Here is a 23733-nt window from a genome sequence, read left to right as displayed (position 1 = left end):
GCTACTCCGCCGGCTGGCTCGCCGGATCGTCGTGATGATGCACCACCTCGCTGATTTCCGCGAGGATCTGTTCCTTGCGCGACAGGATCGCCAGGAACACGGCGACCACGAAATAGGCGGCGGCGACCGACGGGGTCTTCATCACCCCGATCGCTTCGGCATGGATCAGGCCGAAGAAGGTCAGCACTGCGCCGGCCAGCGCGAAGGCGGCGGCCTTCATCAGCTTGTTGTCGATGATCATCACCGCGATCGAGCCCAGAATGATCCCCGCCAGCGTCGCGCCGCTGCCCAGAATATGCAGCCCTTCGTAGAGGACCCCATTGTTGGCCAGCGCGTCCATCCCGACCTTGCCGGCATCGGTTCCCGCCGCACCCAGCGCGTTGTTGATCTGCGTCGTGCCCCAGGCGGCGATCGTCGGGACCACCGCCAGGACCACCGCCGGGGCGTGCTTGTGCGGGCTTTCCTGAAAAGCCTGCGCGCCGATAAGCATGCCGATGTAGAGCAGGATCGGCAGCAGGGCGACGGCGGGAATGATCGCCATCATCAGCGCCACGACGCCGAACCAGGTGAGCAGCAACATCAGCACGCCGGTGGCGGCCGAATAGCCGGTGCGGCCGCCCATCGCCTTCCAGCCGGGATGGCCGATGTAGACCGCGTTGATGAACGGATTGCCCATCAGGCAGCCGATCAGGCTGACCACGCCATCCGCCGTCAGCACGCGGGTAGTCGGGAAATGGTCGCCGGCCGCCTCCGCGCTCTCGACGTTGTCCATCGCTTCGACCAGGTCATAGATGCCGAAGGGGATCGCGGTGACGAGGATCACGCCGATGTAGTGAAAGCCGCCCAGAACATGATCGAAGGCCGGCAAGGGCACGTGGAAGCCGAAATCGGCCAGCGCACCGACGACCTTTTCGGGGCCGATGCCGCCGATGTCGAAGCCCAGCAGATGCCCGCCCCAGGCGATGCCGGAGCCGACGATGATCGCCATCAGGCCGCCGGGAATGCCGCCGGGATAGCGATAGTTGCCCAGCCAACTGGCAAGAATCACCGCCAGACAGACCACGCCGATGACCGGCGTCATGAACAGTTGCGCGCCGGGGCTGAGCGCGATGAAGGTCAGGCTGATCCCGGCGAGCGACCCCAGCAGCGCCGCACGCGGGGTGATCTTGCGGATATAAGGCGCAGCGAAACCGCCGATCATCAGCACGAAGCTTTGCACGAACACCCAGGTCAGCCCCGCACCCCACGCCGCGACCGGATCGCCGCTATCGAGCAGGATCGGCAGCATGACGACGAACACGACCACGAACATGTGCGGCACGCTGATCCCCGATGGCAGCGCGCAGACGTCGGCCCGCCCGGTCTGGATCGCCAGCTTGCGGGCAAGCCAGGCGTAGTAGCAGGTTGAAAGGAACATCATCAGGCCGACGGCCGGCAGGATGCGGCCGAACACGATCTCGTCCGGCATCTTGAGCACGAACCGCAACAGGCCCGTCAGCACGAGCACGTTGACGAGGATATTGGTCCCGAACCCGAAGAAGGCGTTCCAGTCTCCGGGTGTCCACCAGGGAAGCGAACTGGCCGGACTTGCCGGCTTTGCGGTCGTCGTCGTCATGGGTACTGCCCCCTTTCGTCAGCCTGCTGCCGGTTCCGCCGGTGCGGTGAGCGCGGAAATGACGCTCGCCGAGTCTGTGACCCAGCCAAAGATGCCGCCTTGCGCCACGATCATGCGCAGGGCGGCTTCGTGAAATTCGGGAAAATAGCTGGCGGTGCAGTCCGCCAGCACCAGGCAATCGATGCCGCGATCATTGGCCTCACGTACCGTCGTGTGGACGCAGACCTCGGTGGTGACGCCGCAGACGATAAGCTGCGTCAGCCTGCGCTGCGCTACGATGTCAGCCAGTTCGGTGTCATAGAAGGCACCCTTGCCCGGCTTGTCGATCACCGGTTCGCCGGCGATCGGGTAAAGCTCGGGGATGATGTCGTGCCCCGGCTCGCCGGCAATCAGGATACGCCCCATCGGCCCGCTGTCGCCGATCGTCGTCGTCCCCTTGCCGCGCAACCGCTTGCTCTCGTGCAGGTCGGACAGGTCCGGCTTGTGGCCTTCGCGGGTATGCATCACGAACAGCCCGGCCTGCCTTGCGGCGGCCAGCAGCGCCACCAGCGGCGCGATCGCGCCGCGCAGTTGCCCGACATCGTTGCCGAGCATCGCCCCGAAGCCGCCGGGCTCCACGAAATCGCGCTGCATGTCGATGATCAGCAGCGCGGCCTTGGCGGGATCGAACACGAAATCATACGGTTGGGCGGGAATCTGAACCATCGCGGGCTCCTTCCGGTCTGCCGGTCTGTCGCTTGACGTGCCTTGGTCTGGGTTCGGCACCGGGGCGCGGATAAGTGCGGGAACCCCGCGCCCCGATGTCCGGCGCTCAAAAGCCGAAGCTGAGGCCGGTGCCGATCACGAAGTGGTCGCGGTTATGATCCCCTCCGTTGAGGAAGGCCTTGGACGCCACCAGATTGTCGTTGATCAGGTGATAGTATTGGCCCTGGACGTAGACCGAGGCCCCCGCACCGCCCTTGATGAACGACAGCGACGTGCTGACCTTGAGCCCGGTCGTGGCGACGCCGAAGTTGCTGCCCTTCTGCTTGGGCACCAGTCCCAGCGCGATCAGGGTGTTATCCTTGTCACCCCAGTACGATTTGGGGCCGACGGTGATCCAGCTCGGCATCGAAATCGTCACGCCGGATGTGGTATAGGCCGGGACGGCCCCCAGTTCGACATCGAACGTCCCGCCTTCCTTGCCGAGCAGCACGGTCGAGGACTTGCTGTCGAAAGCCCAGAACAGCTTGGCATAAGGATTGACGGTGAAGGCCGCGCCTTTTTTGCCATCGTGATACTTCAGGGTGAATTCGATATTGCGTTCATCGAAGAACGCGTTCTGGCCGCTGATGAACTGGACGTAGGAAACGCCCGCTTCGAGTTTGGGCGTGATGTTGACGTTGGCCCCGACGAAGAAATCGAATTCGTTGACGGTATTGGTATTGCCGTCGCCATATCCGGGGTTGAGATCGGTCCAGGTGCCGGCGTTGAAGGTGACGCCGGCAGGCGTCACCAGCACCAGTCCGTTTAGCACCTGCACGGTCGCCCCGTCCGAGGTGACGACAAGGCCGCGCGGCGTCACATAGTCATTCTTGACCGAAACATCGCCGAAACCGTGGAGTTCATACCCTTCGGCACAGGCTGACGTAGCCCCCGCCGATACCCCGAACAGTGTCAGAACGGCGGCCATCCCCCTGGCCAGCCTCTTGTCGACAGTCCAACTCTCGCTGAAATTGCGCATATCCGGTCGCTCCCTGAAAAGAACAGCGCCCAGACATCCCCCCGGCTATCCGCTTTTACACCACCCTGCGGTTCACCAATTGTATGCGTTAAGTGAAATCTTGCATGCAATTCACGATTCGGCAATGCCGATTGTCCATCATCCGTCATTTTTGTATGCAAGATACCGCAGCCCTTCGCGGCCTGGCGGGTTAAGTGTTGTAAAACGACGGAGATTTACGGTTTGAGCGGAACTGCGGCCGACAAGCTTGCCGACGATCTGGCCCGGGCGATTATCGAAGGGGTGTTCCCGCCGGGTGCCCGACTCGACGAGCAGCAACTGGCGCAGCGCTATGCCGTCTCGCGCACGCCGGTTCGCGAAGCCTTGCGCCAATTGGCGACGACGGGGCTGATCGAGGTGCGCCCGCGCCGCGGGGCCATCGTCACGCAGGTAACGCCGGCGCAGTTGGAAGAACTGTTCGTCGCCATGGCCGAACTGGAGGCGACCTGCGCCCGGCTGGCGGCACTGTCGATGGCCCCGACCGAGCGGCGGCGGTTGCAGGACCTGCACGAAACCATGGGCGAAATGGCCGCCGCCAACGACGTTGCGGGATTCACCGATGCCAACCAGGCACTGCACACCCTGATCTATGCCGGCGCGCACAACGTGGTGCTGGCCGACTGGGCAGCGGCGACGCGACGGCGGCTATCGCCGTTCCGCCGCGCCCAGTTCCGCGTCGAAGGCCGCCTGCCCAAGTCCCATTCCGAACACGACGCGGTCGTCCGCGCCATCCTCCAGGCCGATGCCCACGCCGCGCACGCGGCGATGCTGCACCACGTCACCCGCGTCGAACGCAGCTTCGAGGAACTCTGCGCCGAAAGCGCCGCTTCGGCTTCGGCCTGAGCGGCGCGGATAATTCCCGCATCATCAGGACTTTCTCTGCTCCGTCTTTGCGAGCGACCGCAGGTCGCGCGGCAATCCAGGGCGGTTTACGCCGCCTTGGATTGCTTTACCCGCTTCGCGGATTCGCAATGACGAGCCGTGAGATAGCGCAAATTCGGGCTCAGAACCCGACCCGCATCGTCCCGCGCAGCGACATGTTGACCTTGTCGAAGCGCTGCTCGGCTCCTAGTTCGCCGCCCAGCGTCAGGCCGGACATGCCGCCGAACAGGCGCAGGCGCGCGTACCAGCCGCCGTCCGGGTCTTCGCCTTCCAGGGTGAATGCCGTGCCGTCCTTGAAGCGCGCGGTGGTCTTGCCGACACCGCCCGACAGAATCTCGCGCCAGCCGCCTTCGGTTTCCAGCCGCAGCCAGTTGTCGTCATGCTTGGCGGTGCCATAGAAATCGACGCCCAGCGTAAGGCCGCCGTTGACGCCCAGTTCGCTGCTGCGGCGGCCATCGACGGTCAGGTCCAGCGCATCGCCGCCGCCGCTGTCCTTGTAGCCATCTTCCTTCAGCCGCACGTAATCAACCGTAACCGCCGGGCGATAGAAGAAGTGGACAGTGCCGCCTTCGGCCGAAATGCCGCCGGCAAGGCTGGTGAACGTACCGTTCCACTTGCCCTGGATGGTCTTGTCGACCGCTGTGCCAGCGTTATCGCCCTGGAAGCGGCGCTTGTTCCTGAAATCCGCCTTGCCGATCGAGGCGCGGGCGAATGCGGAAATCGTGTCCCACGTCCCGCGCCACCCGGCGGCGACCTCGAACGAATCCGAGCGGTTGGTCGATAGCCCGTTCTGCGTATAGCGGTTCCACAGATAGGCACCCGAAACGCTGAACGCGCCGACGCCGGTCTGATATTCGCCGATCAGCGACATCGCGTAGCCGGTCAGGTTATAGGCGGCGCTATCGCCCTCCTTCTTGTCGGTGCCCCAGACATTGGCGGTGGTATAGACCGACAGGTTGCCCGAATAGGCAATCGGCCCGCGCGGATCGAGCATCTGCCGGGTAAGCGAGCGCACGCCCTGGCTGACGCCTTCGAACGCGCCGCCGGCATGATCGGGCAGCATCGAGGCCACGGCCTGGCGGAAGGTCTTGCTCTCGGTGATGTTGAGGAACACGCCTTCGACCGCACTGTCCTTGCCGATCGCCGCGAACACGCCGTCATAAGCGGCCGTTTGCGAACGGTTAAGGCCGAGTTCGGACGCGGCGCGGCGCGCCACGTTGACGACGATGGTGTTCGCCGGCGCGTTGGTGGCAAGGGTCGCCTTGAACAGGAACGGCACCAGCGTGCTATCGGTAGTCAGGTTACCGGCACCCTGGAGCGTGCCCGCGCTAAGCACTGTATAGTTGCCCACCGCCGTATCGATATCCGCCAGCCGCAGCTTGAGCTTGGACCCTTGCGCGAACGAGGCGGTGCCGGCGACGGTATAGGCGGTACCCTGCCCGGCGGTCTTGTCCAGCGTCACCACCAGCACGCCGCCGCTGCCGACCGCCAGCGAGGCGATGGCGGTGGGTTTCCTGACGTCCAGCGTGCCGCCGTTGACGGCCACGGCCAGCCCGGCCGAATTGGCCAGCGAGCCCTGGAAAATCGAGGTGCCCGACAGCGTCAGACTGTCAATGCCGCCGCCGAAATCGACCGCACCAATGTACACGGACGTGCCGGCCAGGCTCATCGCGTCGTTGCCGGCACCGAAAGTGACGTTGCCGGCCTGCCCAGCGTCGCCCGACAGCGTCAGCGTATTGTTGCCGCCGCCGAAGGCGATCGCGCCGTTCAGCACGCCGTCGGCAAGATCAACCGTGTCGTTGCCGCTGCCCAGCCTGATGTCGCCAACGATCGTCGGCGCGGCAAAGCCCGAGCCCACCACCGTCTGCCGCACGATCACGCCGGCACTGTTGGTGGACAGATCGATGGCAATATTGCGACCCGAATCCGCCTTGGCACCGGTTGCCGAGATCGCGCCGCTGTTCTCGATCAGCGATACGGTGCCGCTGCGATCGACGATCGCGGTGGCGCTGCCGTTCTCTCCGGCGACTGCCTTGATCGTGCCGGAATTGCGGATGGTCGGCAGGCTGGCTCCAGCGTCGATCACCAGAGCGCGCGCCTCGGCACCGGCCACGCTGGTGGTGACGGCACCGATCGTACCGGAATTACGCAGTTCGGGCGTCGATGCACCGCTGCCCAGGCGCAGGCCGGTCGCATCGCCGCCATTCGAGCTCGCGGCAACGAGCCCGCTGACGCCGATGCCGTTCGCCACGGTGACGGCACCGCCGCGTCCGCCGATGACCAGCCCGTTGCCGTCGATCCCCGCATAGACGCCGTTGCCTTCGATGCTGCCGTCGATCTGCAGGCCGAAGCCGCTGGCGGTGCCGGCCACGGGGCCGATGGCAATGGCATGATCGGTCGCGCCGATCACCATGGCGGGGGCAGCGCCATAGGTGACGACGCGGGCCGAACCTTCCTTGGCATCCTCGATCCCGTCGCCATCGACGTCGGGATTGGTAGTGCTGGTGTTCTTGGGCGGAACCGCCAGGACGATGCCGCCGCTGACGTTGCCTTCGATGATCAGCGCCGAGCCGCCCTGGAGCAGATCGTCGGCATCAAGCTTGCTGGCATCGGCCGGGGCCGTGGTGTTGCGATACCCGGTCGATCCAATGGAGCCCTGCACCACCATTGCGCCGTTGACATCACCGGCGAAGCGCGCGCCGATCGCGTCCTTGCCTTGGGCCGTCACCGTTCCGGCCAGCCGGACATTGCCGTTGATCTGGCGGGCATCGACACCGACCGCGCGGTCACCGACAACGGTGGTCTTGCCGTCGTGCGTGAAGTTCCCGGTCAGCGTGCCGCCCAGGGCGATGCCGGCCGAATCGTTGCCTTCTACCGAGATCGTGCCGCTGTTGCTGATCTTGCCGGTGTGATCGCCCAGCGTGCGGATGCCGTACCGGCCGGAGCCCAGCGCATAAGGCCCGTCCAGATCGCCGTCGTTATCGGTGTCAGTGGCGACATAGGGCTCATCAATGGTGATCGTGCCGGAATTGACGATATCGCCGGTCGTGCCCGCATTGGCGACAATACCGGCACCGCCGTTGGCGTTGCTGGCCGGATTGACCAGGATCTTGCCAGCGTTGGACACCGCGTTGTTGCTGTCCATCGTGACGGCCGTGCCGCCGGTGAGTTCCACCGATCCGGCCGCAGCGATGTCAATCGCATCGGGGGTGCCGGCCTTGATCGTCGATGTCTGGATCGGCGCGGTCTTCTTGGTCGAGATCGTTTCGGCCATGGCGTGGTCGAACGGGGCAGTGGCGGCAATCGCAATGACAGCCGTTGTGGCAAGCAGGGTCAGGCGCATGAATTTCCCTCAGTCAGGTCCTCTGACCCGACAGACGGAGGCGTTCGCGCGCGGCCTTGACGCGTCAGGCGAAAAATTCGCGAAAGCGATCAGAAGCTGGCGTCGAATCCCAGCCGCACCGTGCGCGGGCGCAGCGGCGTCACCTGTTCGCGGCCGACGCTGAACGGAGTGCCGAGCGAGAACCGGTTGCCGCGCCTGTTGGCCAGGTTGGTCACGCCCAGCGTCACCCCGGCATCGGCGCGGCCGATCCGCACGGTAAAGCCGCTGTCGAGGTAATCGCCCTGCGCCTCGCCCAGTTCCGGGCCGACGCCGAGCCGCGAGCGGCCGACGTAGCTGGCCCAGCCATGGATATCGAGCGCCAGTTCCTGCGTGACCGGGCGCGTCCAGCCCAGCCCCAGCCGGCCCGACACCTGGGCGATATTGGGGACCTGCCGGGTGCGGGTATAGAGCGCGGTCAACTGGTCGGAATAGGCCAGCCCCGCCAGCATCGGCAGCAGCGCCGATACGCTGGGCCGGTCGATCTTGCTGCGGTTGACGGTGACCCCGCCTTCGACCCGCAACCCCGGCGACAGCCGGACCCCGCCGGACAGGCTGGCCGACCACACCCGGCCATCGCCGATGTTGGCCGAACTGGGCAGGCCCGCGCCATCGATGAAGTCCGCCTGGATATCGTCCCAGCGGGTGTAGGAGATACTGGTCGCCAGATCGAACGGCCCGCTATCGGCCCGCCCGATCCGTGCGCCGGCCTCGAACGTGGCGGTGTGATCGTTGTTGAAACGGCGGACGAAGTCGTTCTCGATGGCGAGGCCGCCGGGGCGGAACCCTTCCTGATAGCGCAGGTACAGCACGCTACCGGCACGGGGCGACAGCAGCAGCGACGCGGACGGGAGGAAGCGCTTCTCGGTGCGGTTCGCGGTCACTGCGGCAAAGGCACGGGCCAGCAGCGGCGATACGTCGTTCCCCGCGCCGCCCAGCCAGGACATCGTGTAGCGACCGCCCAGCGTGGCTGTGAAACCGCGCACCAGCGGCAGGCTGGCCTCGCCATAGAGCGTCAGCTCGTCGATCCGGTTGCGCACCCCGGCCGAGGAGCCTTGCGCGAGAATGCGGCCGCTGACCGGATCGGGTTCGATGAACCGGCGTCCCAGCCGGGTGAGGTTGTGGGTGTAGCTGACCCCGGCCAGCCACCCCAGGCCGTCCGGCGCATGGTTCCAGATGCGGGTCTCGTGCGCGACCATGCGGGTGCGGTTGGTCTGTTCGAACAGCCTCGCCGGGCCACCGGGCATCGTCGCGTCATAGCGTTCCGCCAGTTCCTGCCCGGTGATCCCGGTGGATGAACGCAGCCGCACCCCGCCCCACTGCGCCGATACCACCACCTGCCCCTGCGCATAGTCTGCCTGCGCTCCTTCGCGCAACGTCGCGAGGCTGTTCAGCGTGTGGCCGCCGCGATCGACATACTGGCTGTCGCGCGCCCGAGTGGACTGGGCGAGGCCGATAAGGTCCACACTGAACCCCGCCGCCGGTTCGACTCGCACAATCGCGCGGCCGCCATAGATGCGGGTGCGGTTGACGTCCGATCGGGCAATCGCCGGCTTGTCGATATAGCCGCCCTGCTGTTCGGCATCGGCGGTCACCCGCAAAGCCGCCAGTTCGCCGGAAATGGGCAGGTTGATCGTCGCGCTGATATCGCCGCCCGGATCGCCGTCCTGCGTCAATGCCCCGCCGATCTGGCCCGAAGCGCTGACCACGCCCTGGCGCGGCATGCGCGGGACGATGCGCAGTATCCCGCCAAGCGAGCCCGCGCCATAGAGCGCGCCCTGCGGGCCTTCCAGCACCTCCACCCGTTCCACGTCCGACAGCCGCAGGTCCGGATCGGGCGCGTTGTAGCTCAACCGCAGATCGCCGAGGTACTGGCCGACCGTGGCCTGCGTCGGCCCGGTGAAGCTGGAATCGGCAATGCCGCGGATGAACAGCTTGTTGCGCCCGCTGCCCAGATGCGTCGAGGTGACGGTGGCAAGGCGCTGGGTAATCTTCTCGCTCCCGCCCACGCCGCCGCGCACCAGGTCATCCCCATCCAGCACCGTGATCTGGCCGGGGAACTGGTCCAGCGTGAGGTCGCGCTTGGAACTGATGACGACGATCGGCTCGGCGGCCACGGTTTCCGGCGGTGGTTCAGGAGCGCGATACACGGTGCGCGGCGTGGCTGGCGGCAACGACGCTGGGGCCCGCGGAACCAGCCGCCAGGCATCGGTGCCCGATCCGATCGCATCCGCCCCTGCGGCCCGCGCCAGCCGGCGCACCGCCTCAACGCGCGCCATGCGGCCGCGCAAGGCGGGGACAGCGCGACGGGCCAGGCTGCTGTCAGTGATGACGATGCTGGTGCCGGTCTGCCGGGCCAGCGCGATGGCAGCGGCCCCGGCCGATCCGGCGGGCACATCGATGCGCACCTCGTCATGCCCGGACCCGGCATGGGCGGGCGCGGCGGCAATAACCGTACCGGCAAGCAGAAGGGGCCAGGCGGCGCGCAACGTCAGTCCGCTTCGATCATCCAGCGGCCACCCTCTTCCCGCACGGTCAGCCCCAGCAGAGGGCCGAGCGCCGCCGGATCGGGCCGCAGCGGATCGATCACGATGCTGCCCGAAACCCGCCGCTCGGCCCCCGGTGCTGCGGCGTAGGCAATGCCGGTCAGCCGCGTCAGGTCCGCCGCGACCTGTGCCGGGGTTGCCGCCTCGAACGTCAGCCGCCCGCTGCGCCACTCGCCCACTTGCGCGGGCGCTATCTCGCTCAGCGCATAGACGTCGGATCCCGCCTCGCGGCTGAGCGCATGGCCGGGCTCAATCGACACCTGCTGCTGGTCGGGGTTGAACACGACCAGCCCTTCTGACACCGCAACCCGCATGCCGCTGCCGTTCAACGTCACGTCGAAGACGGTGCCGGCATCGACCAGCCGGTCATCGCCCACGCGTACTTCGAACGGATGCGCGGCATCGTGGCGCACCGTGAACAGCGCCTGCCCCGCCAGCAGCCTGGCATAGCGCGGATCGTGGCGGTCCAGTTCCAGCCGGGTGCCGCCGGACAAAGCCACGCTGCCGCCGTCCGCCAGCGACGCCGTGCGCATGGTGCCGGGATCAGCGACGATGATGTACCGATCGGTCTGGCCACGCCACAGGCCGATGCCAACGACCAGCGCCAGCGACGCGGCCATCGCCCCGACGAACCAGCGCCGCCGGTCAAACGGCCGGGTGACCGTACCGGGATCATCGTTCGCGGCGGGCATCGGCGCGTGCGCCGCGATCAGCTCTGCGGCGTCGGCAACGGCAGCGCTGGCGCGGTCGTAAGCGGCGGCGTGGCGCGGGCTTTCGTCCAGCCAGCGCGTGAACGCCTCCCAGTCGGCGAATTCCGGGTCGCCCGCCCGCACCGCCCAGTCCAGGGCCTGCGTTTCGATCAAGTCATCATGCGGCATCGTCTTGGCCTCCGGCAGCGATGACGGAGGCGTTGCCCTCAAACCTCATCGCGCCGCTCCTTCCAGTCCCTGATCGCACGATAGGCGGCGCGCAAGTCGCTTTCCACCGTGCTCAGGCTGATGCCGAATTCGGCGGCGACCTGCCGCTGCGCCACGCCGTCGATACGGTGGCGGCGGAACACCGCTGCGGCGCGCGGGCCCAGCCGATCCAGTTCGTCCATCACCCGCACCGCGTCCTGCCGCGCGGCCACGGTGCGTTCGGCGGACGGTTCATCTGATGCCCCCGCGCCGTCCCCGGCGTTGAGGTCGCTCCACGCGCGTTCACGCCTGTGCGCCTGGCGGACCGAGCGATAGCGATCGATCAGCAGCAGATCAGCGGTGCGAAAGAGATAGGATAGCGGCGAGGCGATCGGGCCGGGGCGGGCGGCACTCAGCCGCAGCCAGATTTCCTGCACAAGGTCTTCGGCCGCGTCTCCGGCCCCGCGGGCCCGCAGGAAATGCAGCAGCTTCGCGCGGTTCTCCAGGAACACCGCTTCGAGCCCGGCAGGGAAAACATCGTCGGACAACGGCACACCGATGGCGAACTGTGAACCGCGTCAGTAAGGCAGAGCAAGGCGCGAGGGAAGCATGCGATGGCCGCACGCCAAAAAACGCGGGGAGCTACGATCGCCTGCCCGGAACCAGCGTGCGGTCGGTGCGCTTAGCCTATCGCCCCCCCTGCATGAAAGGACATCTGCCATGACCGTCAATTCGGCCACCGCCCGCTACGAAGGCCTGGGCAAGACCGGCAAGGGCCATGTCGCCACCAAGTCGGGCGTGCTCGATGCGGCTTACGGGTTCACCACTCGCTTCGAAGGCGCGCCGGGAACGAACCCTGAAGAGATGATCGCCGCCGCCCACGCCTCGTGTTTCACCATGGCCACCAGCTTTCAACTGGCCGGGGCCGGCTTTACCGACGGCACGCTGGAAACGACGTGCGCAGTGACGCTCGAAAAGGACGGTGACGGTTTCAAGGTCAGCAAGAGCGCGCTGACCCTGACCGGCAGGGTCGCCGGCCTAGACAAGGCACAGTTCGAGGAACTGGCCGGCATCGCCAAGAAGGGCTGCCCGATCTCCAAGCTGCTGAACTGCGAGATCACGCTGGAAACGAATTTCCAGTCAGCTTAAGCCGACCATCACGGCGTCGCCTTCCACCTGCACCGGGTAGGTGGTGAGGCCGCGCTTGGACTTCATCTTGATGAACAGGATGTGCGGATCGTCCATCACCGCGCCGGTGGCCAGATCGAACCGCGCCTTGTGCAGCACGCAGGTGACCGAGGCCCCGTTAAGCGCACCCCGGCACAGGCTGAAGCCCATGTGCGGGCACTTGCGCTGGGCGGCGTAGAAGACGCCATCGACATTGGCGAGGAGCAGCTTGGCACCCTTTGCCTCGACCGGGATCATCCGGCCCGGCGCGACATCGGCAGTTGCCGCCACGCGAATATATTCCATGACTTCCCCCATTTCTGCCCTTTGCACAATACGTATCACTACGACGCATTTTGTCGAGAGGGATCGCCCGGCTCGCCGTAGCCAAGCGCATGAATCTGAATCATTCCCCGTTCGTGTCGAGCGTAGTCGAGCCACTTGGCGCTGAGTGTCTCGACTACGCTCGACACGAACGGAACTTGTGGCGCTGGTGAAGGCTCGATGCTTTAGGGCTGCCGCAGCGAATCCAGCAGCGCCTCCAGATGCGCGCGCCCCAGCCGGCTCCACACATTATAAAGGCAGCGCTGCCCGCCGACGCGGACATAGGCCAGCGCGTTTTCGCCGCGCCCATCGGGATTGGCCGCAGCGAACGGCCGCGCGCCTTCGAGTCCGTATACGGCATAGGCGGGCTGCGGCAGATCGGGCAGGCGGATGAAATGGGGCCATTGTGCGCTAAGCCGCGCCTCCGACTGCGCGGGCGGCACCTCGTTCTCGTCCAGCGATCCGGTCCCGGCGATGCCATAAGCGCTGCGCGTACCGGGCAGGTCAAAGGCGACAGCCCAGCCGCCCGCGAAATGCGCCGCACGCGCGCTGGCGGGCGCTCCGGCGTCACTGGTGAGCAGCAGCGGCGCGCAGCCCTTGCGATTGGCCGCCCGCGCCCATTCGCGCCTTACCAGATCGGCGGTGAGCGGGCGGTGGACAACCGGCGGATCGTCCGGCGCGAGGTGATCGGCCGGAGGTTCGGTTACGCTCTGCGAGGGATCGACCGGTGAAGCCATATCCTCCACGACAGATGTCTGGCGCGCTTCCGGGGCATCAGGATCGGGCGTGCACCCCGTCAGCAAGGCGGCAGGTGCGAGCAGCAGGGTCAGCGTTCTCATGCCACGATCAACCCCCTGGCCTCGCTCCGGTTGCCGATGCCAACTGCGGATCGCCCCGCCCCGCGGCGTCTGATGCCGGACATAGCAGGAAGCACGGGCACATCATGAAGAGGATTTATCGTTGCGCGTTGGCGCTGGCCATGGCGACAGCCCCTTGTGCGCAAAGTGTCCGGGCCGAACCCGGACCGGTGGCCACGTTCGATCTGCTGGTGACCGATCTTCACTCCGCCAGGGGCCAGCTCATTGTCTGCCTGTGGCGCGACAAGGCCGGCTTTCCCGCCTGCGAAAAGAGCCGCACCGCGCTGCGCCGGGTCGTACCGGTCACCGCAGCGACCATGCACATCGCCTTCCCGCTGCCCGCACCCGGCCGCTATGCCGTGACCGTGGTGCATGACGAGGACAGCGACGGGAAGACCCGGCACGATTTCATCGGTATGCCGCTGGAAGGCGTCGGCATTTCCAACAATCCCGGCGGCATGCCGGGTTACGACAAGTCGCTCGCCCCGCTGGCACCCGGCGCGAACCTGACGGTGCGGATGAAATACCTGTTCGGCGGCTGAGCATTGTGCCCTCCCCAAATGCGACGAAATCTGCCATGCGCGCCGCGAGAGGAGCAAGCCATGGCCGCTGACGACGAAGACTACGTGTACGACGAGGACAGCGGCGAATGGCTGCCGGCCGGCGAACTGGCGGCACGGCGCGCCAGTGCCGATGCCGTCGAAGTCCGCGATGCCGTCGGCAATCTCCTCGCCGACGGCGATTCCGTCACGCTGATCAAGGATCTCGACGTCAAGGGCGCGGGCCAGACGCTCAAGCGCGGCACGGTGATCCCGGCGATCCGGCTGACCGGCGATGCGCAGGAAATCGACTGCCGTTATCCGGGCATCAAGGGTCTCGTCCTGCGCGCGGAATTCGTGCGCAAGCGCTGATCAGGGGGTGGCGAGGATCGTCACCGCCGACAGACCGTCTTCCACGCCGTAGAAGCCGCCGCTGTTCTCCGCCAGCGCCACCCGCGCGCCATCGACCTGACGCGCCCCGGCTTGCCCGCGCAACTGGGTGACCAGTTCGAAGATCTGGCCAAGGCCGGTGGCACCCAGCGGGTGCCCCTTGGACACCAGCCCGCCCGAGACATTGACCGGAACGCGCCCGCCCAGCGCGGTGACGCCGGCTTCGGCATCGTGCCCAGCCTCGCCCGGCCGGCTCAGGCCCAGCGCTTCGACCTGCACGATCTCGCCCGATGAACTGGCATCGTGCACTTCGGCCAGATCGACGTCCTGCGGCCCGATCCCGGCCTTTTCATAAGCACGGGTGGAGACGATGCGGGTAACGTGGCGGGCATAATCGTCCGGGGCGCGATCGCTGCCGCTCAGCGATTCCGCGGCCAGCACCCGCACCGGGCGAGCACCGGGGAAGCGGTCTAGCACATCGTCGGCGCACAGCACCGCCGCCGCCGCGCCATCGCTGATCGGCGCGCACATCGGCACGGTCAGCGGCCATGAGACGTTCGGCGCGGCCAGTACTTCATCGATGCTGAGGACGTTGCGGTACTGCGAGAGCGGATTGAACTGCGAGTGATAGTGGTTCTTGGCCGAAACCGCCGCGATCTGGCGCTGGCTGGTGCCGTAAGTCTGCATGTAGAGCCGCGCCTGCGCGGCATAGGCGTCCATCATGATGTTGGGGCCGGGTCCGTCGACCCCTTCGGGTGCGGGCGCAAGCATATGGCGAGTGCGCGCGATGTAATCCTGCGCCACCCCGGCATCGAGCGGCTGCTGGAAGACCGCGAAGCGCTTGTCACGATCCGTGCTGTAGAGCTTCTCCACGCCGACGATCAGCGCCACATCGACGATCCCGGCGCGGATGTAATCCGTCGCCACGTGCATGCCGATGGTGGCACTGGCGCAGGCCGCCTCGATGTGGAGCACGCGCACGCCCTGGATGCCGAGCGGGCGCAGCGCATATTCGCCGGGGATCGACATTTCCCCGGCAAAGAAGCCCTGCACCACGTTGGCATAGATCGCCATGCCGAGGTCCCCGGCCTGCGCCCCGGCATCCGCCAGCGCCGCAATCACCGCCTGCTGCGCCAGATCGGTATGTGTGCGGTCGAGATGGCGGCCGAACGGGGTCATCCCCACGCCGATGACGCTGACGGTGCGCATCAGATCTTCCTCCCCGCCGCGTCCCAGAACGGCTTGCGCAAGTCGGCGCGTGAAACCTTGCCGGCGGTGGTGCGCGGCAGTTGCGCGATCACCTCGATACGCTTGGGCGTCTTGACCGGGCCGAGCGCATCGCGCGCAAAGGCAAGCAGCGCGTCCTCGTCGGGAGCATGGCCGGCGCGCGGTTCGACGAAGGCGATCACCGCCTCGCCCCACTTTTCGTCCGGCACGCCGACGACCGCGCAATCCTGCACATCGTCATGCGCCAGCAGCGCCTTCTCCACCTCGGCCGGGTAGACGTTGAAGCCGCCCGAGATGATCATGTCCTTCTTGCGGTCCACCACATAAAACCAGCCCTGCTCGTCACGCACGCCGATATCGCCGGTGTGGTGCCAGCCGAAGGTCGAGACTTCGGCGGTCGCCTGCGGGTTCTTGTAATAACCCGCCATCACCAGTGGCCCGCGCACAACGATCTCGCCGCGTTCCCCGGGCGGGAGGATACGGCCCTCGTCGTCCATGATCTCGACCTGCGACAGCAGATTGGGACGGCCGCAACTGCCGGGATGGGCCAGCTCGCCGGCGGCGTCGAGATGTTCGTGCGGGGGCATCGCGGTAACGCACATCGGTGCCTCGGTCTGCCCGAAGCTGGCGTTCATCACCGGGCCGAACACGGCAATGGCCTCCTTCAACCGGTCCAGTGACATCGGCGCCCCGGCGTAGGAGATATATTCGAGGCTGGAGAAATCGGCATCGCGCACGCCGGGGTGCGACAGCAGCATGTAAACCGCCGTCGGCGGCAGGAACATGTAGGTCACGCGGTGGCGTTCGATCGCCTCGATCACCGTGGCGGGCTCGAAGCGCGGCAGGATGACGACGGTGCCCCCCAGCGCCATGCTGGCCAGCGCCAGCGGCCCGGCGGCATGGGTCATCGGCGCGGCGACGAGGTTCACCGGCGGGGCCTTCATCGGCATCGAGGCGACCAGACTGGAAACCAGCGCCTGCCAGTTGCCGTTCGACAGCATCACCCCCTTGGAGCGCCCGGTTGTGCCGCCGGTATTGGCGAGAAAACCCAGTTCTTCGGCAGCGCCCGAACGACGCTGCTGCACCGGTGGAGCGGCGGCGCCGATCCGGTCTTGCAGGTAGAAATCAGCTTCCGGAAACGGCCGGTCGAGCGCGATGTAGCGGCGGATGCCGGGGCACTGCGCACGGAAAGTCGCGATGCGATCGGCGACTTCTGAATGGACGAACAACGTATCGATATCGAGCAGATCGAACAGGTAGGCGTTCTCCGCCGGGCTAGCCCGGTTGTTGGCCATCGCCCACACGCCGTCGGCGCGCAGGATGCCCAGCACTGCCTCGAACGCGGCCATGGCATTGCCGCTCAGCACTGCCGCGTGGGCCCCGGCGGGAAAGCCGTCGGCGATCAGCATCGCCGCCACCGCATTCACGTGCGCTGCCACTTCGGCATACGAGCGCTGCCGATCGCCCTCGATCATGCACGGTCGATCCCGGGCGATGCGCAGGCCCCGGTCGAAGTAGTCGATCATCCGCATCGGATCAGCGCCGCAGCGTCAGGTCGAGCATGCTGGACTTGATCTGCACCAGCGGCGCGTTGGCCATCCGGATCAGCTTCTGGACCTGCGCCAGTTCCGGAGAGGACAGCGTGGGATAATCGCGCGCCACCGGGCCCGCCTTGCGCATGCGCTCGATATCGGCAGCGGGCACCAGCGCGCGCAGCAGGAGCTCGTCATCATCGCCATGGGTGCCGTGGCGGCGGTGCAGTTCGGCGCGATCGGGCTGTTCCGGCGGCTCCGCCCGGATCTCGGCAGCGCGCGGCGCGGACATGATCCGGTCCATCGCTTCCCCATCGATAGGTGCCGGCGGTTCGCCGTAATAGCCGACGGCATACTGGATCACTTCATCGGGAACGGCAGAATAGCGCTTGCCGGTGACGATGTTGAGCACCGCAACGGTGCCGACCAGTTGCGCGAACGGCGTCGCCATGCCGGGATAGCCCAGCTCCCGCCGGACCATGGCGACTTCCTCCAGCACCTCGGGCAGCTTGTCGAGCATGTTCTGCTGGATCAGCTGGTTGCGCAGCGTCCCCATCATCCCGCCCGGAATCTGCGTCGCGAGCGAGGTGACGTCGTATTCATAGGACTGATCGTGCAGGTAGCCCGCCGCCTGCGCCACCGCGCGGAAGCGATCGGATACCGGCTTGAGCTTGCTCGTATCGATGTTGTGCGTGTGCCCCAGTGCTTCGAGGTTCTTGCACATGATGTCGATCGAAGGGATTGACGGGCCGTTAGCCATGGACCGGGCCGCGGTGTGCAGCACGGTGACGCCGAATTCGACCGCATCGCAATAGGCCTTGGCCGACTGGCCGAGCATGTTGTTCGAATGCATCTCGATCGGCTTGCCCCGCGCCTTGGCCTTGATGGCGGGAACCAGCGTGGACAGGCGTTCGCGGTCCAGCACGCCCCCGGTATCGTACAGCAGCAGGCTATCGATCTCGGGGAGAGCGGACAGCTTGTCCGCCTTGTCGGCCCAGAACGCATCGTCGTGCACGGGTGACAGGGTGAACAGCATGGTGCCCGCGACCTGGCAATCATACGTCTTGGCGATCTTGGCCAGTCGGTGCATCTTGTCGATGTTGAACAGGACATCGTAGAGCCAGAAACTGCGCAACCCATGGGCGCAAAGCCGATCGACCCAGATATCCATCAGCGCATCGGGCGTGTGGCCGAACGTGACCGAGCCGTTGGAGCGGCAGCCCGCGCGCAAGGGCGTGTTGGGCATGGATTTGACCAGCAGGTCCAGACCGGCCCAAGGATCCTCCTGGCAATGGCGGATCAGCACTTCGAACAGTGACGAGCCGGCAAGGCTGATGATCTGATACCCGGTCTGATCGATGATCGGGGTGACCGGCAGGGCCATGCCGGCCTGCATGCGCATGCCCCACAGGCTCTGCTGGCCATCGCGCAAGGTTTCGTCGAGGAAATTGATATGCGCCATCGGCTACTCCGTTGCGGGTACGCCGTCTGCGAGCAGGACCTGCTCCAGCCAGCGCGTGTGGATGCGGTTTTCGATGAAATCGGGATGGCGCACGATGGCGCGGTGAAGGCCCAGCGTGGTCGGCACGCCTTCGACGACGAAAGCGTCCAGCGCATCGGTCAGGCGCGATACCGCCTCGGCGCGATCCTTGCCGTGAACGATCAGCTTGCCGATCATGCTGTCATAGAATGGCGGGATCACCGCACCTTGCGCCATGTGGCTGTCGAGCCGGATGCCCTCGCCCTGCGGCGGTTGCCATCCGGTGATCCGGCCGGGCACGGGGATGAAGCCCTTGCCCACATCTTCGGCGTTGATGCGGCATTCGATGGCGTGGCCGGTGAGCGCGATGTCGTCTTGGCTGACGGATAGCGCGGCCCCTCCGGCAATGCGGATCTGCTCGGCGACCAGATCGAACCCGGTGACCATCTCGCTGACCGGATGCTCGACCTGGATGCGGGCATTGACCTCGATGAAGTACACTTCCTCGCGCTTGACGTCGTAGAGGAACTCGGCCGTGCCGGCGTTGCTATACCGGACACTGGAGGCCAGCGCCACGGCGGCTTCGTGCAATTGACGGCGCACCTGATCGGGCATCGCCGTGCACGGCGCTTCCTCGACAAGCTTCTGGTAGCGGCGCTGGACCGAACAGTCGCGCTCACCGAAATGGACGACTTTGCCGGTGCCGTCGCCCATGAGCTGCACTTCGACGTGGCGCGCCTCGGGCACGAAGCGTTCCATGAACAAAGTGCCGTCATTGAACGCGGCCAGCGCCTCGGCACTTGCCTTGTGAAAGCCCGCTTCGGCTTCCTCGGCATTGTTGGCGATCACCATGCCGCGCCCGCCGCCCCCGGCCGATGCCTTGAGCAGCACGGGATAACCGATGCGGTCTGCCTCGCGGCGGGCATCGGCAGCGCTGGCGATCTCCTCGCTGCCCGGCACCAGCGGCACCCCGGCGGCCTTGGCCATGGCGCGGGCGCGCAGCTTGTCGCCCAGCGCATCGATCATGTCGGGCTCGGGGCCCACGAAAGCGATGCCATGGTCGGCGCACAGGCGCGGCAGGATCGCGCGTTCAGAGAGGAAGCCGTAACCGGGATGCAGGGCATCGCAGCCGGCAGCCTTGGCGGCATGGACCACCAGACGCGGATCGAGATAGCTGTGCACAGCAGGGCCGGGGCCCAGCAGCAACGCGCGGTCGGCCAGCGTGGCGGCGGCGCTGCCCTGATCGGCCTCGGAAATGCCGACCACCGTTTCGATGTCGAGCGCCTGTGCCGCGTGCACGATCCTGAGCGCGATTTCGCCCCGGTTGGCGATGAAAAGACGGGATACGGCCATCGAACGATCAGCCCGGAATGACGGCGAACAGCGGCTGGTCAGCCTCGACCATCTGCCCATCCGTCGCCAGGATCGCGTGGACCGTGCCCGATATCCCGGCACGCACCGCGGTGAACAGCTTCATCACTTCGACCAGGCACATATCGGACTCGGGCGTCACCACCGTGCCGACATCGACATAGACCGGCGAGCCCGGCTTGGGCGAACGGTAGAAAGTGCCAAGGTAAGGCGCGCGGACGATCACCACGTTGTCCGGCAATCCTGCCACTGCCGCCGGCGCTGCCGCTGCAGGAGCAGCCGCAGACGCGGCCGGGGTGGCAGAGGGTGCAGCGACGGCAGCCGCCTGGCGGACCACCGGCGCGGCATCGAGCCCGGCCGCCCTCGCATCATTCGACAGGTAGATCTCCACCCCGCCTGACCGAACATGCAGTTCGCGGAGGCCGGATGCCTGGAATTCGGCGATCAGCGTCTCGATGTCGCGCAAGGTATCCGGCCCGCTCATGCGTTGTTCTCCCTCAGGATCTCGATCTCGTCCCGGGTCAGCCCGGCTCCCTTGCCGCGCAGCAGGCGCGACTGTTCCTGTTCGAGCCGGTACAGCGCATCGACATCGGCCGAAGCCGGGGCCGACCGCACGCTGGCATCGCACAAGTAGCGATAGGGCGGCTGCATCTGCGCCGGCTGGAATGCCCCGGCGCGCGCATTGTAATCCGACAGGGTCAGCGCCCCGACGCTGGTGACATAGCGATCCACCTTGTCCGAAAGGTGCGAAACGCCCGCCGCGACATGCCCGCTGCCGGGCGGGACAGCATCGTTCAGGACGCTGTGCGGGATGTGCGAGATATAGCGCGCGGGGCGGTTGTTGTGCTGCATCATCGCGTAATCGTGCAACTGCTGGCTGGGCAGATCGACCAGCCCGACCAGTTCACCCAGGAAATCGCGGCCGAATTCGTCGTTGAGCAGCGGGCGGAAACGATCAGCGCGTTCGTCGATCTTCATCCAGTCATCGACGTCGTAGACCCCGGCGACATGCGCGAAATCCTTGATGAGGCTGAAATAGGTCAGCGCACCGGCATCCATCATCTGATCGCGCGACCAGCCCGCCATCCGCTTCCACAGTTCGGTGGTGGCGGTGCGGAAAGTGTCGGTCAGGCTTTCGAAGGTTTGCGCCAGTTCCTCGGCCGACCCCATGCCGACCGGCATGTAGGTTTCGGTGAGAACATCGGAGGTATAAAGGCCGATGCCGGTCAGCTTTTCGGCGGTGAATTCGGGCTTCGATTCAAAGCTGCCCCAATCGTCCATCAGGTAGAAATGGCAATCGGTCACTTCCATCGTCACGGTCAGGTTGGGGTAAGGCACGGCATCGGCCACCCCGTCCAGCCACGGATAGTCGCCCTGCGCCAGATCACTGAAATCGCGGATGATGATTTCGCGATTGTCGGCCAGCTTGTACGGCCCGCTGTTGTTGAGCGTGCAGCGGCTCTCGCACGAAACCAGAAACCCGTACTGCGAAACGGTGGCAAGAAAGGCCTGCGCCGCCTTGTGCAGGCGATCGCCATTGCTGCAGGCGTAGAGATCGGCGTGGAAGCGCTGGATGCGGCGCTCGGGCAGCAGTTGCACCCGCTGGCCGTATTCCCGGGCGTTGATATGCCCATCCTCGCGCTGCTGGGCGAGCTTGAAGCGACGCCAGAAGTCCATGACATAGGCCACGTCCTCGGCATCGTCCTCCGGGCGCAACAGGCCGAAGTTGATCAGGATTTCGCGCCCGAGCAGGAAGAACGTCGGCATGCCCCAACCCGGCAGGTTGCCGAACTTGCCGCCCATCGCGCGGGCCCGATCGCCGATCTCCTCGGCCGACATCCGCCCCTCGATCTTGCGCAGCAACGCCGGGTAGCGATAGTAGCAGCACAGATAGGACAGCAGCATGTACGACGGCACCGGGAACAGCTTCGATTCCTGCACCGTACGGGTCACGCACAGCCAGTAGGTGTCGTCCCCGATGGTCTGGATGGCGTTGTTCGCCTGCAATAGCCGCACATAATCCAGCGACATTATCGCCCCTGCTCCCAATTGGCGGGCATGGCCCTCTCCTCAGACGTCTTTTTGATTCGCACAGACTTTATAGTCAATCAAAATCGTCTGACAATCTGAAAACTCCGCATGCCTTTACAGCCTTCCCGGCGCGGCTGAACTCTTGCGGTGGGGCGATGCCGCGACCAGATGGATGAAGGCCGCAGCCGGACCCTTCCGCCTGCCCTTCGCGCAGGAGAGACCGCATGGCACAGACCCGCACCGAAACCGACAGTATCGGCCCGGTCGACGTTCCCGGCAATGCCTACTGGGGCGCGCAGACCCAGCGCAGCCTGGAGAACTTTCCATTCGGCCCGGCAGAACGGATGCCGCCCGAAATCATCCACGCACTGGCGATCGTCAAGCAGGCAGCAGCGCGCGTCAACCGCCGCCATGGCCTCGATCCCCGCGTCGCCGAAGCGATCGAAGCGGCGGCTGCAGCAGTCGCCAACGGGAAACATGACGATCAGTTCCCGCTGGTCATCTGGCAGACCGGCAGCGGCACCCAGACCAACATGAACGTCAATGAAGTGATCGCCGGCATCGCCAACGAGACACTGGCAGGCACGCGCGGCGGTAAGAGCCCGGTCCATCCCAACGATCATGTCAACATGAGCCAGTCCTCGAACGACAGCTTCCCGACCGCGCTCCACATCGCCGCCGCGCTGACGGCAACGCACCGGCTGCTACCGGCGCTGGAGCGGCTCGAAGCAGCTTTGCTGGCGAAGGCGCAGGCGTGGGACGTGATCGTCAAGATCGGCCGCACCCACCTCCAGGATGCGACGCCGATCACGCTCGGACAGGAATTCTCCGGCTACTATGCGCAACTGCGTCTTGCGCGGACCCGCATCGAACCGCTGGTCGAGCATGGCCTGTCCAAGCTGGCGCAAGGTGGGACCGCCGTCGGCACCGGGATCAACACCCCGCCCCACTTCGCGACAGACATCGCGACAGAGATCGCTGGGCTGACCGGCTTTGCCTTCACCAGCGCGCTGAACAAGTTCGAAGCGCTGGCCAGCCAGGACACGCTGGTGGACTTTTCCGGGCGGCTCAACACACTCGCCGTTGCCCTGACCAAGATCGCCAACGATATCCGCCTGCTCGGATCAGGCCCGCGCTCCGGCCTTGGCGAACTAGACCTGCCGGCCAACGAGCCCGGCAGCTCGATCATGCCGGGCAAGGTCAACCCGACCCAGTGCGAAATGCTGACGATGGTTGCGGCGCAAGTGATCGGCAACCACCAGGCGGCCACCGTCGGCGGCTTGCAGGGCCATCTCGAACTCAACGTGTTCAAGCCGCTGATCGGCGCGGCGGTGCTGCGCTCGATCAACCTCTTGGCGGTGGGGATGGAGAGCTTCACTGACCGCTGCATAGCCGGTCTCGAACCCAACCGCACCCGCATCGCCGAACTTGTCGATCGCTCGCTGATGCTGGTCACCGCGCTGGCACCTGAAATCGGCTACGACAACGCCGCCGCCATCGCCAAGCACGCGCATGCCCACGACCAGACGCTCCGGGAAGCGGCGCTGGCGCTGGGCGTGGTAGACGAAGCGACGTTCGATCGGGTCGTCAGGCCTGAACTGATGGTAGGTCCTGGCTCGTCGGCGTAATATCTCGCAGTCGAGACTGCGCGAACGGTGGACCCGTCATTGACACGGGCCTGTGTGATTTGGATGGGATGATATATTGGTTGCGGGGGCAGGATTTGAACCTGCGA

Annotated in this window: 20 protein-coding genes; 5 read left to right on the top strand and 15 right to left on the bottom strand. The window is 66.1% G+C overall.

The genetic code is table 11. The annotated features are described in order from the left end of the window. Position 1 precedes the first annotated feature (1 nt). The 3 genes from IE122_RS06315 to IE122_RS06305 form a co-directional block, all read right to left on the bottom strand. Positions 2–1615, bottom strand: coding sequence for a SulP family inorganic anion transporter (locus IE122_RS06315; RefSeq protein ID WP_189620280.1), 1614 nt, complete (start codon positions 1613–1615; stop codon positions 2–4). An 18-nt stretch (positions 1616–1633) separates the two neighbouring features. After that, positions 1634–2320, bottom strand: coding sequence for a cysteine hydrolase family protein (locus IE122_RS06310; protein ID WP_189620279.1), 687 nt, complete (start codon positions 2318–2320; stop codon positions 1634–1636). A 106-nt stretch (positions 2321–2426) separates the two neighbouring features. Continuing rightward, positions 2427–3338, bottom strand: a complete 912-nt coding sequence (locus IE122_RS06305) for a hypothetical protein (protein WP_189620278.1) — start codon at positions 3336–3338, stop codon at positions 2427–2429. Positions 3339–3560: 222 nt separating this feature from the next. On the opposite strand from IE122_RS06305, the gene IE122_RS06300 reads away from it, so the two are divergent. Beyond that, positions 3561–4220, top strand: coding sequence for a GntR family transcriptional regulator (locus tag IE122_RS06300; RefSeq protein ID WP_229813831.1), 660 nt, complete (start codon positions 3561–3563; stop codon positions 4218–4220). Positions 4221–4380: 160 nt separating this feature from the next. Here IE122_RS06300 and IE122_RS06295 read toward each other — a convergent pair whose 3' ends face one another. From IE122_RS06295 to IE122_RS06280, 4 genes are all read right to left on the bottom strand, one after another. Continuing rightward, positions 4381–7602, bottom strand: coding sequence for an autotransporter outer membrane beta-barrel domain-containing protein (locus tag IE122_RS06295; RefSeq protein ID WP_189620277.1), 3222 nt, complete (start codon positions 7600–7602; stop codon positions 4381–4383). A gap of 89 nt (positions 7603–7691) precedes the next feature. Next, complete coding sequence (locus tag IE122_RS06290; protein ID WP_229813830.1) at positions 7692–10127, bottom strand: TonB-dependent receptor; 2436 nt, start codon at positions 10125–10127, stop codon at positions 7692–7694. 2 nt (positions 10128–10129) lie between these two features. Then, the gene (locus IE122_RS06285) at positions 10130–11062 is read right to left on the bottom strand and encodes a FecR family protein (protein ID WP_189620276.1); all 933 of its coding nucleotides are present in this window, start codon (positions 11060–11062) and stop codon (positions 10130–10132) included. Between the two features lie 38 nt (positions 11063–11100). Next, a complete protein-coding gene (locus IE122_RS06280; RefSeq protein ID WP_373299114.1) occupies positions 11101–11628 on the bottom strand; it encodes an RNA polymerase sigma factor in 528 nt (175 codons plus the stop codon). Positions 11629–11800: 172 nt separating this feature from the next. On the opposite strand from IE122_RS06280, the gene IE122_RS06275 reads away from it, so the two are divergent. Then, on the top strand, positions 11801–12229 hold the full coding sequence (locus IE122_RS06275; RefSeq protein ID WP_189620274.1) for an OsmC family protein: 429 nt from the start codon (positions 11801–11803) through the stop codon (positions 12227–12229). Here the strand turns inward: IE122_RS06275 and IE122_RS06270 are convergent. After that, positions 12221–12553 carry a Rieske (2Fe-2S) protein gene (locus IE122_RS06270; RefSeq protein ID WP_189620273.1) on the bottom strand — a complete coding sequence of 111 codons (333 nt, stop codon included), beginning with the start codon at positions 12551–12553 and terminating at the stop codon, positions 12221–12223. The genes IE122_RS06275 and IE122_RS06270 overlap by 9 nt on opposite strands. Before the next feature lie 203 nt (positions 12554–12756). Beyond that, positions 12757–13410, bottom strand: a complete 654-nt coding sequence (locus IE122_RS06265; RefSeq protein ID WP_189620272.1) for a hypothetical protein — start codon at positions 13408–13410, stop codon at positions 12757–12759. A 140-nt stretch (positions 13411–13550) separates the two neighbouring features. On the opposite strand from IE122_RS06265, the gene IE122_RS06260 reads away from it, so the two are divergent. Further along, positions 13551–13970, top strand: coding sequence for a DUF2141 domain-containing protein (locus IE122_RS06260; RefSeq protein WP_189620271.1), 420 nt, complete (start codon positions 13551–13553; stop codon positions 13968–13970). A gap of 60 nt (positions 13971–14030) precedes the next feature. Beyond that, positions 14031–14339, top strand: coding sequence for an alkylphosphonate utilization protein (locus IE122_RS06255; RefSeq protein ID WP_189620270.1), 309 nt, complete (start codon positions 14031–14033; stop codon positions 14337–14339). On the opposite strand, the gene IE122_RS06250 is transcribed toward IE122_RS06255, so the two are convergent. The 6 genes from IE122_RS06250 to IE122_RS06225 are packed head-to-tail and all read right to left on the bottom strand — an operon-like array spanning position 14340 to position 21998. Further along, positions 14340–15566: a thiolase family protein gene (locus tag IE122_RS06250; protein WP_189620269.1), complete on the bottom strand. Its 1227-nt coding sequence runs from the start codon at positions 15564–15566 to the stop codon at positions 14340–14342. It abuts the gene before it with no gap. Beyond that, on the bottom strand, positions 15566–17110 hold the full coding sequence (locus tag IE122_RS06245; RefSeq protein ID WP_229813829.1) for a class I adenylate-forming enzyme family protein: 1545 nt from the start codon (positions 17108–17110) through the stop codon (positions 15566–15568). The genes IE122_RS06250 and IE122_RS06245 overlap by 1 nt, the downstream gene beginning before the upstream one ends. A gap of 10 nt (positions 17111–17120) precedes the next feature. After that, positions 17121–18578: a pyruvate carboxylase gene (locus IE122_RS06240; RefSeq protein WP_189620267.1), complete on the bottom strand. Its 1458-nt coding sequence runs from the start codon at positions 18576–18578 to the stop codon at positions 17121–17123. Positions 18579–18581: 3 nt separating this feature from the next. Then, positions 18582–19949: an acetyl-CoA carboxylase biotin carboxylase subunit gene (locus IE122_RS06235; RefSeq protein ID WP_189620266.1), complete on the bottom strand. Its 1368-nt coding sequence runs from the start codon at positions 19947–19949 to the stop codon at positions 18582–18584. A 7-nt stretch (positions 19950–19956) separates the two neighbouring features. Beyond that, positions 19957–20451, bottom strand: a complete 495-nt coding sequence (gene accB / locus IE122_RS06230; RefSeq protein WP_189620265.1) for an acetyl-CoA carboxylase biotin carboxyl carrier protein — start codon at positions 20449–20451, stop codon at positions 19957–19959. Further along, positions 20448–21998 carry a hypothetical protein gene (locus tag IE122_RS06225; RefSeq protein ID WP_229813828.1) on the bottom strand — a complete coding sequence of 517 codons (1551 nt, stop codon included), beginning with the start codon at positions 21996–21998 and terminating at the stop codon, positions 20448–20450. Before IE122_RS06225 ends, accB begins: the two co-directional genes overlap by 4 nt. A gap of 224 nt (positions 21999–22222) precedes the next feature. Here IE122_RS06225 and fumC point away from each other — a divergent pair, with 224 nt between their 5' ends. Then, positions 22223–23626 (top strand): class II fumarate hydratase, encoded by a 1404-nt coding sequence (fumC, locus tag IE122_RS06220; protein ID WP_189620264.1) that lies wholly within the window; start codon positions 22223–22225, stop codon positions 23624–23626. Positions 23627–23733: the final 107 nt, after the last annotated feature.

Source organism: Novosphingobium colocasiae, from assembly GCF_014652555.1.
In the GTDB taxonomy this organism is placed as follows: domain Bacteria; phylum Pseudomonadota; class Alphaproteobacteria; order Sphingomonadales; family Sphingomonadaceae; genus Novosphingobium; species Novosphingobium colocasiae.
Note: the sequence above shows the minus strand (reverse complement) of the source record. Positions and strands in the feature narration are given on the sequence as shown.

What these genes read in the sequence shown, in the direction of transcription:
- accB (WP_189620265.1), bottom strand. Translation starts at nt 20,451, where the DNA reads ATGAGCGGGCCGGATACCTTGCGCGACATCGAGACGCTGATCGCCGAA.
- IE122_RS06275 (WP_189620274.1), top strand. Translation starts at nt 11,801, where the DNA reads ATGACCGTCAATTCGGCCACCGCCCGCTACGAAGGCCTGGGCAAGACC.
- IE122_RS06260 (WP_189620271.1), top strand. Translation starts at nt 13,551, where the DNA reads ATGGCGACAGCCCCTTGTGCGCAAAGTGTCCGGGCCGAACCCGGACCG.
- IE122_RS06310 (WP_189620279.1), bottom strand. Translation starts at nt 2,320, where the DNA reads ATGGTTCAGATTCCCGCCCAACCGTATGATTTCGTGTTCGATCCCGCC.
- IE122_RS06225 (WP_229813828.1), bottom strand. Translation starts at nt 21,998, where the DNA reads ATGTCGCTGGATTATGTGCGGCTATTGCAGGCGAACAACGCCATCCAG.
- IE122_RS06265 (WP_189620272.1), bottom strand. Translation starts at nt 13,410, where the DNA reads ATGAGAACGCTGACCCTGCTGCTCGCACCTGCCGCCTTGCTGACGGGG.
- IE122_RS06295 (WP_189620277.1), bottom strand. Translation starts at nt 7,602, where the DNA reads ATGCGCCTGACCCTGCTTGCCACAACGGCTGTCATTGCGATTGCCGCC.
- IE122_RS06285 (WP_189620276.1), bottom strand. Translation starts at nt 11,062, where the DNA reads ATGCCGCATGATGACTTGATCGAAACGCAGGCCCTGGACTGGGCGGTG.
- IE122_RS06305 (WP_189620278.1), bottom strand. Translation starts at nt 3,338, where the DNA reads ATGCGCAATTTCAGCGAGAGTTGGACTGTCGACAAGAGGCTGGCCAGG.
- fumC (WP_189620264.1), top strand. Translation starts at nt 22,223, where the DNA reads ATGGCACAGACCCGCACCGAAACCGACAGTATCGGCCCGGTCGACGTT.
- IE122_RS06250 (WP_189620269.1), bottom strand. Translation starts at nt 15,566, where the DNA reads ATGCGCACCGTCAGCGTCATCGGCGTGGGGATGACCCCGTTCGGCCGC.
- IE122_RS06315 (WP_189620280.1), bottom strand. Translation starts at nt 1,615, where the DNA reads ATGACGACGACGACCGCAAAGCCGGCAAGTCCGGCCAGTTCGCTTCCC.
- IE122_RS06245 (WP_229813829.1), bottom strand. Translation starts at nt 17,110, where the DNA reads ATGATCGACTACTTCGACCGGGGCCTGCGCATCGCCCGGGATCGACCG.
- IE122_RS06235 (WP_189620266.1), bottom strand. Translation starts at nt 19,949, where the DNA reads ATGGCCGTATCCCGTCTTTTCATCGCCAACCGGGGCGAAATCGCGCTC.
- IE122_RS06240 (WP_189620267.1), bottom strand. Translation starts at nt 18,578, where the DNA reads ATGGCGCATATCAATTTCCTCGACGAAACCTTGCGCGATGGCCAGCAG.
- IE122_RS06270 (WP_189620273.1), bottom strand. Translation starts at nt 12,553, where the DNA reads ATGGAATATATTCGCGTGGCGGCAACTGCCGATGTCGCGCCGGGCCGG.
- IE122_RS06255 (WP_189620270.1), top strand. Translation starts at nt 14,031, where the DNA reads ATGGCCGCTGACGACGAAGACTACGTGTACGACGAGGACAGCGGCGAA.